This window comes from Enterobacter sp. 01-M-02-SI-ECC, assembly GCF_047530595.1.
Taxonomy (GTDB): domain Bacteria; phylum Pseudomonadota; class Gammaproteobacteria; order Enterobacterales; family Enterobacteriaceae; genus Enterobacter; species Enterobacter cloacae_M.
Genome location: NZ_JBLKCZ010000050.1, coordinates 1 through 11,219, shown reverse-complemented (window position 1 = coordinate 11,219; position 11,219 = coordinate 1). Strand labels below are relative to the sequence as shown.

Genomic DNA, 11,219 nt, shown 5'->3' with positions numbered 1-11,219 from the left:
CCTGCAGCTCACGGTAACTGATGCCGTATTTGCAGTACCAGCGTACGGCCCACAGAATGATGTCACGCTGAAAATGCCGGCCTTTGAATGGGTTCATGTGCAGCTCCATCAGCAAAAGGGGATGATAAGTTTATCACCACCGACTATTTGCAACAGTGCCCTATTTTTCGGGGATCTGATTGCCCTCTGGCAATATCATTCAGCACGCCATAGTCGGCATCATGGTCCATTCGCCAGAAAACCGAAGCACCGGCATCAGCCAGGCGTGGAGAAAACTGGTATCCCAGCAGCCAGAAAAGGCCAAAGACAAGTTCGCTGGCACCTGCTGTATCGGTCATAATTTCGGTTGGATTCAGCCCGGTCTCCTGTTCCAGAAGACCTTCCAGCACAAAGATAGAGTCCCTCAGCGTCCCCGGTATAACGATGCCATGAAAGCCGGAATACTGATCGGACACAAAGTTGTACCAGGTGATCCCTCTGTTATTACCAAAGTATTTGCGGTTCGGTCCGGCATTGATTGTTCTGACTGGCGTAACAAAGCGCATTCCATCTGCAGATGCCACTTCTCCTCCACCCCATATCTGTGCCAGTGGCAGCGTTGCCTGAAAATCAACCAGTCTGGCATTAGCGCTGGTGATAGTTTCAGCCCGCAGATAGTTCGCTTTTGTCCAGTTCAGCCGGTGTCGGGTCAGTGCAGGAACATTTGATCTGATCAGTGGTTCCAGACCGATATTGCAGGCTTCAGCCATCAGCACGGCGCTGATGCTGACGGGCAGATCATCAACTCTGGCACTGGCTTCACTAGCATGGAAAAACTCATCAGCAAATCCGGTATGGGCGTTAATTTCGAGCAGCAACTCCGTTAAATCCACCGGAGGGAGTAGATCACTGATCATTTTGCTCAGTCGTTTCAGACTGTCCGGCTCATCAAGACTGGCGAGGGGAGAAATTGTCAACCGGGGCTTCGGGCCAGAAACATCGAGTTCGACAGCCTCATTTTCGCAAAGACGTGCAGCAACCTGTCTGTAACGACTATCAAGCTGATGACCCAGAGATTTTATTGCTTCCTGCGGGTCTGTCGGGTGCCCCAAAGAACGATAAACCTTAATCCGGTTTGCCTGCCAGTCAGCACCCTGTAGTAATCTTGCACGAGGATCTCCCCACCGGTTACTGCCGGTAACGTAGACATCCCTCCGCCTCAGACTATCCTGCAGTTTACTGAGAAAGCAGAGCGTGTATCCCCTGCGGGTGATATGTTTTTCCTTGTTAATCACCAGCCGTTTCCATGACCGACTGATAATTTCCGTTGGTGCGTCGTCAAAAAACTGCCGCCGTGAGCTGAACTCCCGGCTGAGGTAGTCACAGGCATTCAGAGTGGTAACCCCGGCAGGTGCGGATGAAAATTTAACGGTATTCAGCAGATGGGGCAGGAAACGACGAACGCGCCCGTACTGCTCCACCATTTCTTCATGAAAATTATCGTCTGAGGGCCGGGCAATTTCACGGACAAGCGTGATGATTTCAGCCAGCTTTTGCCTTGGGATGTAGCTGAACACCTCAGCACGAATCGATTCGTCCGGTGTTTCTTCTTTCAGCAGGTACGAACATGCGCTGGCGAGCGCCAATGCAGATTTATCCAGATCCTTCAGCGAGCGGAGCCGTTTTTTCTGCCCAATCTTTCTGGCGTCACGGATGATAACGGCCAGCATGGCGTCCAGAACGTCCAATGCATCATCCAGCGCCAGCGTTTCCCATGCAAGGACAAAGGCAACCAGAACCGCCATCCTTTTCTGCGGTGACATCCTGGCAATATTGAACACCGAAGTCATACCAGCATAACGTGCGAGATTTTTCAGGCGCACAGCCGGGAGTGTACTCAGGTTTTCAGCATGCAGGCCAAAATCGTTCAGAGTTTTCCAGCGTTCAATTGCTTCATTAAACGCCGGACCACTGATGGTCACAGGGCCCTTTTTCAGTGATTCCAGTAAAGACAGGCGGCTGCAATCAGTTGGCCCCAGCAGCATCTCCAGCTGTGAACGCTGTTCGGCTGACGGTATCAGTGCCAGTTTGTTCCACAGGCGCAACGTCGCCTTTTCCCTTACCTCTGAAATCAACCGGGTCAGCGTAGTGGCTCCGGGGAGAATAATACGATGTTGCATAAGCCACCCTGTCGCCAGATCGAAAAGCAGGCCAGGACGTTCGTTGCTTATCCAGCTCCGGGTATATAAAAGACGGGTAAGGCGAAATGTCCAGGGCCAGGCAAATTCACGATACTGATAGTGCTGACGTATCAGCGCTGCATGCTCACGGCGGGTATTTTCCCTCTGACCGTATTCTGCAAGAACGGTGATATCACGAATCCCGAGCTGTCTGGCGGTAAAATGCCGGACGCCGGAAGGAATATGACCTGGGACCTACGTGCGCCCGCACCGACACCCTCACACCTTCGAGCTACTGTTGCCATTAAGGGGTCGTTTCGTGGTGCTGAATTTTGACGATCGGGGTACCGTCACCCATCGGGCGATATTGGGGGAAACCTGTACGGTGCTGGAGATGGCCGCAGGAACCTGGCATGCCGTGCTGTCGCTGGATACCGGTGGCATAATTTTTGAAGTAAAACACGGTGGCTATCAACCCGTGGCTGCCGATGACTATGCGCACTGGGCTCCAGCGGAAGGAGAACCAGGAACCACGGAGCTTATGGCCTGGTATGCGCAAGCGCAGGTGGGCGACAGCACTTTTGCCGTCTAAGGCGATAAACAAAAACGGAATGAGTTTCCCCATTCCGTTTCCGCTATTACAAACCGTCGGTGACGATTTTAGCCGCCGACGCTAATACATCGCGACGGCTTTCTGCCTTAGGTTGAGGCTGGGTGAAGTAAGTGACCAGAATCAGCGGCGCACGATCTTTTGGCCAGATCACCGCGATATCGTTGGTGGTGCCATAGCCACCGCTGCCGGTTTTATCCCCCACAACCCAGGAAGCAGGCAGTCCAGCCTGAATGCTCGCTGCACCGGTGGTATTGCCTTTCATCCATGTCACCAGCTGCGCCCGTTGGCTGTCGCCCAATGCTTTACCCAGCGTCAGATTCCGCAGAGTTTGCGCCATTGCCCGAGGTGAAGTGGTATCACGCGGATCGCCCGGAATGGCGGTGTTTAACGTCGGCTCGGTACGGTCGAGACGGAACGTTTCGTCTCCCAGCTGTCGGGCGAACGCGGTGACGCTAGCCGGGCCGCCAACGTGAGCAATCAGCTTATTCATCGCCACGTTATCGCTGTACTGTAGCGCGGCCGCGCTAAGCTCAGCCAGTGACATCGTCCCATTGACGTGCTTTTCCGCAATCGGATTATAGTTAACAAGGTCAGATTTTTTGATCTCAACTCGCTGATTTAACAGATTCGGTTCGCTTTCACTTTTCTTCAGCACCGCGGCCGCGGCCATCACTTTACTGGTGCTGCACATCGCAAAGCGCTCATCAGCACGATAAAGTATTTGCGAATTATCTGCTGTGTTAATCAATGCCACACCCAGTCTGCCTCCCGACTGCCGCTCTAATTCGGCAAGTTTTTGCTGTACGTCCGCCGTTTGCGCATACAGCGGCACACTTCCTAACAACAGCGTGACGGTTGCCGTCGCCATCAGCGTGAACTGGCGCAGTGATTTTTTAACCATGGGATTCCTTATTCTGGAAGATACGAAATAACAACAACATGAATAGTCCCTAAATTCCACGTGTGTTTTTTATTAGCTTCAAAAATCACTATTTCACGAAGAATTTAGACTGCTTCTCACACATTGTAACATTATTTACAACCACCTTTCAATCATTTTTGATAAATCATTGATTTCATCTTTGCTGCAATGATACTTAATAAACTCTGCAAGTTATCCACAGAGCAACACTCAATTTTATTGATGATATTCTTATTATACCAGACATTTTTCATACACTCCCTTGTACGGATAGTTTTCCGACAACTTCATGATTACATATCTTGCGGTTTTGATTATTTTTGCTGCAAGAAATACATACTTCAAACGAAAGGTCTTTATTTGCTGTCTGTATTCTGAAGAGTCCAAGGAATCAAACTTGAACAACAAAAATAGGTTATATGAAAGCATCATCATTTGAAACACGGCTTCATTCGCCCAAAATGACTTTAGCAAGAGATGACCCACCGCCATGTCGTATTTGGCTTCTTTGATATAGTTTTCAGCATTACCACGCTTTTCATAGTATATAACTACTTTTTCAGAAAGCAAGGTAGTATTTGTTACAAAGAAAAAGTAGTCGTATTCGGAACCTTCTAAAAGTGATAATTGTGCTCTTTCTTTTTCTGGTTTCAGTACGCGAGATACGACAAATCTTCTGTCTTTTTCCCATTTAACTAATTTTGTATACAGTTCTGTAGTTTCTCTACCTTCTTCTCCTTTAACGAATACAATTGATGAATTCGTTGCTTGTGAGGTGAGTGTAGAATAACTTTTGGCTTTAATTAAATATTTGCATCCAAGAGATTCTATCGTTTCGATAATTTTTTCATCAAAGTAGCCACTATCCATTCGAAATAAAATTTCTAAATCGTCTGATTTGATGTTAGCAACAATTTCTTTGATCATTTCCGCAGCACCGTTTGCAGTGTAAGTATTGCCACTTCTTACAAATCCGGTAACATATGCTTTTAATTCGTCGCAAAATGCAAATTGGATATTGTAGCATCGGTTTCCCAGTTTCTTAGGATTATATCCTTTTGACGCACCTTCTTGATGACCTTCTACGTTAATTACACTACTATCAATATCAATCGTAATGGATGTCAATTTACTTTTAGTGAGCAGTTTTTTAAAGACTTTAAAATTAATGTCTCTAAACATTTGGGTTGTCTTGAAGTTGAAGTTTCCTAGAAACCGTGACACTGTTTCAGGTTCTTTTACGGAAATATCAAACTCGTTGACGAGGGGATCATTTTGAAGTAGCTTTAGACGTTCTAACTTATCAATGCCAATGAAGTGACCGCAGAGCATGGTCTTTATATGATTCATCTTGATTTTATTTGTTGAGTCATTATCAAATACGAGGTCATTTTCAATAAAATCAAAAATCCCATTGCTTTTTGCATTCTCAAGGAGCAGAAAAAGACCTGCATTTGATGTTAGATTCTTAGCTTTGAAATCAATTTTATTAATCATAATTAGAACCCCTTTTTACTACTTTTCTTACTATTATTTTACCATATATCGAGTCATAAAAGCTGATAATTTAACATATTTTTGAGCACTTTTCTTTCACCCAATGGGTGAAAGCTGAATTTCGAAGGAATGCATATTTATCAAGGCTTTGATTATGCTTTTTGAAGTACTGACGTAGAATCTAGGTATGATTCATATCGGTGAGGAAGGTGCCCAGAAAACGGACACATCCAATTTGCAGGGCAATGCCCAGACGGTTGTGATCACCTCTGCTTTTTCCGATAAATTCCTTGTCTGCTTCATCAAGGTGAAAATATCGTGCCAGCTGAAGCTCATCCGGTTCACCGGTGAATCTGCCATAGCTTTCAGTCTGCTCAGTGGTCAGAAAGTCAACGGGCATATCGGCCTCCCTGCCTGACGGGCATTTAGTAACATTTTTCCAACCGTACGAAATGTTATAAATTATCGGACATCGTAAAACTGTTACATTAATATGTCTATTAAATCGTAAATTTGTAATAATAGACATGAGTTGTCCGATATTCGATTTAAGGTACATTTTTATGCGACTTTTTGGTTACGCTCGGGTCTCAACCAGTCAGCAGTCTCTTGATCTTCAGGTCAGAGCACTCAAAGACGTAGGTGTGAAAGCAAACCGTATATTTACCGATAAGGCATCCGGCAGTTCAACAGACCGGGAAGGGCTGGATTTGCTGAGGATGAAGGTGGAGGAAGGTGATGTCATTCTGGTTAAGAAGCTCGACCGTCTTGGCCGCGACACTGCCGATATGATCCAACTGATAAAGGAATTTGACGCTCAGGGCGTGGCAGTCCGGTTCATTGATGACGGGATCAGTACCGACGGTGATATGGGGCAAATGGTGGTCACCATCCTGTCGGCTGTGGCACAGGCTGAACGCCGGAGGATCCTAGAACGCACGAATGAGGGCCGACAGGAAGCAAAGCTGAAAGGAATCAAATTTGGCCGCAGGCGTACCGTGGACAGGAACGTCGTGCTGACGCTTCATCAGAAGGGCACTGGTGCAACGGAAATTGCTCATCAGCTCAGTATTGCCCGCTCCACGGTTTATAAAATTCTTGAAGACGAAAGGGCCTCGTGATACGCCTATTTTTATAGGTTAATGTCATGATAATAATGGTTTCTTAGACGTCAGGTGGCACTTTTCGGGGAAATGTGCGCGGAACCCCTATTTGTTTATTTTTCTAAATACATTCAAATATGTATCCGCTCATGAGACAATAACCCTGGTAAATGCTTCAATAATATTGAAAAAGGAAGAGTATGAGTATTCAACATTTTCGTGTCGCCCTTATTCCCTTTTTTGCGGCATTTTGCCTTCCTGTTTTTGCTCACCCAGAAACGCTGGTGAAAGTAAAAGATGCTGAAGATCAGTTGGGTGCACGAGTGGGTTACATCGAACTGGATCTCAACAGCGGTAAGATCCTTGAGAGTTTTCGCCCCGAAGAACGTTTTCCAATGATGAGCACTTTTAAAGTTCTGCTATGTGGTGCGGTATTATCCCGTGTTGACGCCGGGCAAGAGCAACTCGGTCGCCGCATACACTATTCTCAGAATGACTTGGTTGAGTACTCACCAGTCACAGAAAAGCATCTTACGGATGGCATGACAGTAAGAGAATTATGCAGTGCTGCCATAACCATGAGTGATAACACTGCTGCCAACTTACTTCTGACAACGATCGGAGGACCGAAGGAGCTAACCGCTTTTTTGCACAACATGGGGGATCATGTAACTCGCCTTGATCGTTGGGAACCGGAGCTGAATGAAGCCATACCAAACGACGAGCGTGACACCACGATGCCTGCAGCAATGGCAACAACGTTGCGCAAACTATTAACTGGCGAACTACTTACTCTAGCTTCCCGGCAACAATTAATAGACTGGATGGAGGCGGATAAAGTTGCAGGACCACTTCTGCGCTCGGCCCTTCCGGCTGGCTGGTTTATTGCTGATAAATCTGGAGCCGGTGAGCGTGGGTCTCGCGGTATCATTGCAGCACTGGGGCCAGATGGTAAGCCCTCCCGTATCGTAGTTATCTACACGACGGGGAGTCAGGCAACTATGGATGAACGAAATAGACAGATCGCTGAGATAGGTGCCTCACTGATTAAGCATTGGTAACTGTCAGACCAAGTTTACTCATATATACTTTAGATTGATTTAAAACTTCATTTTTAATTTAAAAGGATCTAGGTGAAGATCCTTTTTGATAATCTCATGACCAAAATCCCTTAACGTGAGTTTTCGTTCCACTGAGCGTCAGACCCCTAAAAGAACTTTCCGCTAAGCGATAGACTGTATGTAAACACAGTATTGCAAGGACGCGGAACATGCCTCATGTGGCGGCCAGGACGGCCAGCCGGGATCGGGATACTGGTCGTTACCAGAGCCACCGACCCGAGCAAACCCTTCTCTATCAGATCGTTGACGAGTATTACCCGGCATTCGCTGCGCTTATGGCAGAGCAGGGAAAGGAATTGCCGGGCTATGTGCAACGGGAATTTGAAGAATTTCTCCAATGCGGGCGGCTGGAGCATGGCTTTCTACGGGTTCGCTGCGAGTCTTGCCACGCCGAGCACCTGGTCGCTTTCAGCTGTAAGCGTCGCGGTTTCTGCCCGAGCTGTGGGGCGCGGCGGATGGCCGAAAGTGCCGCCTTGCTGGTTGATGAAGTACTGCCTGAACAACCCATGCGTCAGTGGGTGTTGAGCTTCCCGTTTCAGCTGCGTTTCCTGTTTGGGGTCGTTTGCGGGAAGGGGCGGAATCCTACGCTAAGGCTTTGGCCAGCGATATTCTCCGGTGAGATTGATGTGTTCCCAGGGGATAGGAGAAGTCGCTTGATATCTAGTATGACGTCTGTCGCACCTGCTTGATCGCGGCCGCGATAGCTAGATCGCGTTGCTCCTCTTCTCCATCCGCGTTCCAAGCTGCGGAAAGGCACCCATAAGCGTACGCCTGGTCGAGCAGGCGACGCGGATCGACGTCCAGCGCACGAGAGAATGCGTCCGCCATCTGTGCAATGCGTCTAGGATCGAGACAAAGGTCGTCTCTGTCAGCCGGATCGTAGAACATATTGGCGGCGCCAAAGCCCACTTCACCGACCAGACCGACGGGATCTATCACCAGCCAGCCGCGACTGGAGAACATGATGTTTTCATGATGCAGATCGCCATGTAGCCCACGCAGTTCCGAGGCATTGCTCATCATTTGATCGGCTATAATCGCCGCGTGGACGTAGTCAGTTTGACAACCTGCGTTTTGATCATCGCGCGCCCGCTGAAACAAAGCTGCAAAGCGATCCCGGATCGGGAGAAGGGCAGAAGGCAGGGGTTCCTCAGATGCGGCATACAGCTTCGCCATTAGTTCCGCTGCAATTTCGGTCGCCTGGTAGTCGCCGTGCTCGGCAACGATGTGAGAGAGCATTCGCTCCCCGGCATATTCGAGCAACATCAGATTGTTCTCACGACCGAGCAACCGGACTGCTCCCCTCCCATTGCGCCATACCAGATAGTCGGCCCCGCGCAGTTCATCAGCAATGTCTTCTATAGGTTTCAATCCCTTGACGATTGCAGGAGTCCCGTCTGGCAATGAAACTTTCCAAACGAGGCTGGAAAAGGTGTCCGCAATGAGAACAGGTTGCGAAACGTGCCAATGAGCAGGAAAAACAGGCGGCATGAACATCAACCCCAAGTCAGAGGGTCCAATCGCAGATAGAAGGCAAGGCGTTCGCGGTCGGGGGCTTCGATCCCCAATACATTGAATAGGACAGCGAAGGCGCGCTCTGCTTCATCTGGCGCTGCCCAGTTCTCTTCGGCGTTAGCAATCATGAGTGCCAAATCGGCATAGCGATCTGCTGTTCCGAGCCGCCCAAGGTCGATCAGACCCGTGCATTGAAGAGTTTTAGGGTCCACCATGAAGTTCGGCATGCAGGGATCACCATGGCAAACAACCATATCGGTGCGCTCTTGGTCGAGCCGCACCGGTAGCTCTCGTTCGACACGAGCCAAAAGATCGAGCTGCGGCGTACTCTTGTCCTCGTCCGGTAAGAAGTCGGGATTGACGGCATTGCGGGACACCACATCAACGGCGCGTCCGAACATTCGCGACAGCCTGCGCTCAAACGGACATTGATCAACCGATAGGCTGTGAACAGCGCCAAGTTGCTGCCCCATTGACGGCCACGCTTTGAGCAAATCCGCTCCAGACAGATCAGCCGCCGGTACTCCCGGAATTGCCGTTATCACCAAGCATGCACCCTCCTGTTCCTCCTGCCAGTTGATGACCTCGGGGCAAGCCACACCTCGACCTTTGAGCCAAATGAGGCGGTCACGCTCTCCAGCGAGCTCACCGCGGCGGGAAGCAGGTGCGATTTTCGCGAAGGCATGCCCGTCACCACGTCGAAAAACAAAATCACCAGATTCTCCGCCTCTGACAGGCAACCAGTCAGAATGCGATTCACCAAAAAAAATATTAGTTCGATTCAATGGAGGTTCCTTCAGTTTTCTGATGAAGCGCGAATATAGAGAAATATCCCGAATGTGCAGTTAACGAATTCTTGCGGTTTCTTTCAGCGCCGCCAATACCGCCAGCCCGTCGCGCAAGGGGCGCGGCTCGTGTGTGCGGATGAAGTCAGCTCCACCTGCGGCGGCGGCAAGCTCTGCAGCGAGTGTCGCGGCCCCGACATCCCCCGGACCACGGCCTGTGAGCGCGCGCAGAAAGGATTTGCGCGAAACAGACAGAAGCACCGGCAAATCGAAGCGCAGCCGCAATTCATCGAACCGCGCCAGCACCGAGAGCGAGGTTTCGGGAGCAGCCCCCAGAAAAAACCCCATGCCGGGATCAAGGACAAGGCGGTTGCGTTTGATACCGGCACCCGTCAGCGCCGCGATGCGCGCGTCAAAGAACGCCGCAATGTGATCCATGATGTCGCCAGCGGGTGCCTCGCGCCGATCTGCCTGCCCGTCTTGCACCGAATGCATAACGACGAGTTTGGCAGATGATTTCGCCAATTGCGGATAGAACGCAGCGTCTGGAAAACCGCGAATATCATTGAGATAGGCCACACCACGCGACAAGGCATAGGCTTGCGTCGCGGGTTGATAACTGTCGAGCGAGACGGGAATGCCATCTGCCTTGAGCGCGTCCAGCACCGGCGCGATACGCGCGATTTCTGTGTCGGACGAAACAGGCGCGGCGTCGGGATTGCTGGATGCCGGACCGAGGTCGATCACATCTGCCCCCTCGGCCATCAGCTTACGCGCCTGCGCAATGGCTGCGTCTGGCGCCAGATACCGGCCTCCATCGGAGAAACTGTCCGAGGTTATGTTGACGATGCCGAAAATGATGAGCGATTTATTCATGGGGGCTTCTATAATAATAATAATCGAGCATGAGTCTCATACGGATGCTCGGGTCGAAAGGGAATCCCCAGGCGAGTAACCTGTTTGCGGTGCTCCATTAGCTGCAGGAGCAGAATAGCATACATCTGGAAGCAAAGCCAGGAAAGCGGCCTATGGAGCTGTGCGGCAGCGCTCAGTAGGCAATTTTTCAAAATATTGTTAAGCCTTTTCTGAGCATGGTATTTTTCATGGTATTACCAATTAGCAGGAAAATAAGCCATTGAATATAAAAGATAAAAATGTCTTGTTTACAATAGAGTGGGTATCGGAGACGAAGAAGGACAAGGTACATGCTGACCGATACCAAGCTGCGCAATCTCAAGCCCAGGGACAAACTCTACAAAGTGAATGACCGGGAAGGTCTCTATGTGGGGGTCGCCTCAGAAAACGGAATCTATGGTCACTCCCGTTTTTGCAACACCGATTTTGACGACAAGTTGGCTTGCTTGAATCTATCCGGCGTCTGAATGGGATTTTATTCCCGCGCCTTGATGAGTTCCGCGCCTGATGAACCTCCAGAAAATATACGGCTTCAATGAGCCTTTCCGTTTTACAGGTTCCTCAACAGGCCGGTGGGCCGTTAGTATCA

The 11,219-nt window shown here is 49.6% G+C and carries 7 protein-coding genes and 6 pseudogenes; 5 read left to right on the top strand and 8 right to left on the bottom strand.

Annotated features, from left to right (window positions below; all coding sequences use genetic code 11):
* Positions 1-97 (bottom strand): annotated as a pseudogene (locus ACMWLG_RS24945) (IS6 family transposase); the annotation flags it as partial.
* A gap of 67 nt (positions 98-164) precedes the next feature.
* A pseudogene (locus tag ACMWLG_RS24940) lies at positions 165-2,393 on the bottom strand (Tn3-like element Tn3 family transposase); the annotation flags it as partial.
* Positions 2,394-2,406: 13 nt separating this feature from the next.
* Between ACMWLG_RS24940 and ACMWLG_RS24935 the strand changes: the two are divergent.
* A pseudogene (locus ACMWLG_RS24935) lies at positions 2,407-2,751 on the top strand (WbuC family cupin fold metalloprotein); the annotation flags it as partial.
* Between the two features lie 46 nt (positions 2,752-2,797).
* Here ACMWLG_RS24935 and ACMWLG_RS24930 read toward each other — a convergent pair.
* The 3 genes and pseudogenes from ACMWLG_RS24930 to ACMWLG_RS24920 all read right to left on the bottom strand — a co-directional run.
* Positions 2,798-3,673 carry an extended-spectrum class A beta-lactamase CTX-M-15 gene (locus ACMWLG_RS24930; protein WP_000239590.1) on the bottom strand — a complete coding sequence of 292 codons (876 nt, stop codon included), beginning with the start codon at positions 3,671-3,673 and terminating at the stop codon, positions 2,798-2,800.
* Positions 3,674-3,928: 255 nt separating this feature from the next.
* A complete protein-coding gene (locus ACMWLG_RS24925) occupies positions 3,929-5,191 on the bottom strand; it encodes an IS1380-like element ISEcp1 family transposase (RefSeq protein WP_000608644.1) in 1,263 nt (420 codons plus the stop codon).
* A 193-nt stretch (positions 5,192-5,384) separates the two neighbouring features.
* Positions 5,385-5,591, bottom strand: a pseudogene (locus ACMWLG_RS24920) (DUF4158 domain-containing protein); the annotation flags it as partial.
* Positions 5,592-5,754: 163 nt separating this feature from the next.
* Between ACMWLG_RS24920 and ACMWLG_RS24915 the strand changes: the two are divergent.
* From ACMWLG_RS24915 to ACMWLG_RS24905, 3 genes and pseudogenes are all read left to right on the top strand, one after another.
* Positions 5,755-6,312 (top strand): recombinase family protein, encoded by a 558-nt coding sequence (locus tag ACMWLG_RS24915; RefSeq protein ID WP_193227456.1) that lies wholly within the window; start codon positions 5,755-5,757, stop codon positions 6,310-6,312.
* A 182-nt stretch (positions 6,313-6,494) separates the two neighbouring features.
* Complete coding sequence (locus ACMWLG_RS24910; protein ID WP_000027057.1) at positions 6,495-7,355, top strand: broad-spectrum class A beta-lactamase TEM-1; 861 nt, start codon at positions 6,495-6,497, stop codon at positions 7,353-7,355.
* A 209-nt stretch (positions 7,356-7,564) separates the two neighbouring features.
* A pseudogene (locus tag ACMWLG_RS24905) lies at positions 7,565-7,969 on the top strand (IS91 family transposase); the annotation flags it as partial.
* 106 nt (positions 7,970-8,075) lie between these two features.
* On the opposite strand, the gene ACMWLG_RS24900 reads toward ACMWLG_RS24905, so the two are convergent.
* The 3 genes from ACMWLG_RS24900 to sul2 are packed head-to-tail and all read right to left on the bottom strand — an operon-like array spanning position 8,076 to position 10,591.
* Positions 8,076-8,912, bottom strand: coding sequence for an aminoglycoside O-phosphotransferase APH(6)-Id (locus ACMWLG_RS24900; protein WP_000480968.1), 837 nt, complete (start codon positions 8,910-8,912; stop codon positions 8,076-8,078).
* Positions 8,912-9,715, bottom strand: coding sequence for an aminoglycoside O-phosphotransferase APH(3'')-Ib (gene aph(3'')-Ib, locus ACMWLG_RS24895; RefSeq protein WP_001082319.1), 804 nt, complete (start codon positions 9,713-9,715; stop codon positions 8,912-8,914). The genes ACMWLG_RS24900 and aph(3'')-Ib overlap by 1 nt, the downstream gene beginning before the upstream one ends.
* Positions 9,716-9,775: 60 nt before the next feature.
* A complete protein-coding gene (sul2, locus tag ACMWLG_RS24890; RefSeq protein WP_001043260.1) occupies positions 9,776-10,591 on the bottom strand; it encodes a sulfonamide-resistant dihydropteroate synthase Sul2 in 816 nt (271 codons plus the stop codon).
* 329 nt (positions 10,592-10,920) lie between these two features.
* On the opposite strand from sul2, the pseudogene ACMWLG_RS24885 reads away from it, so the two are divergent.
* Positions 10,921-11,025, top strand: a pseudogene (locus tag ACMWLG_RS24885) (Arm DNA-binding domain-containing protein); the annotation flags it as partial.
* Between the last annotated feature and the right edge of the window lie 194 nt (positions 11,026-11,219).

Bases quoted from the DNA above. Each gene is read 5' to 3' on its own strand.
- ACMWLG_RS24930 (WP_000239590.1), bottom strand. From the start codon at position 3,673: ATGGTTAAAAAATCACTGCGCCAGTTCACGCTGATGGCGACGGCAACC.
- ACMWLG_RS24925 (WP_000608644.1), bottom strand. From the start codon at position 5,191: ATGATTAATAAAATTGATTTCAAAGCTAAGAATCTAACATCAAATGCA.
- ACMWLG_RS24915 (WP_193227456.1), top strand. From the start codon at position 5,755: ATGCGACTTTTTGGTTACGCTCGGGTCTCAACCAGTCAGCAGTCTCTT.
- ACMWLG_RS24910 (WP_000027057.1), top strand. From the start codon at position 6,495: ATGAGTATTCAACATTTTCGTGTCGCCCTTATTCCCTTTTTTGCGGCA.
- ACMWLG_RS24900 (WP_000480968.1), bottom strand. From the start codon at position 8,912: ATGTTCATGCCGCCTGTTTTTCCTGCTCATTGGCACGTTTCGCAACCT.
- sul2 (WP_001043260.1), bottom strand. From the start codon at position 10,591: ATGAATAAATCGCTCATCATTTTCGGCATCGTCAACATAACCTCGGAC.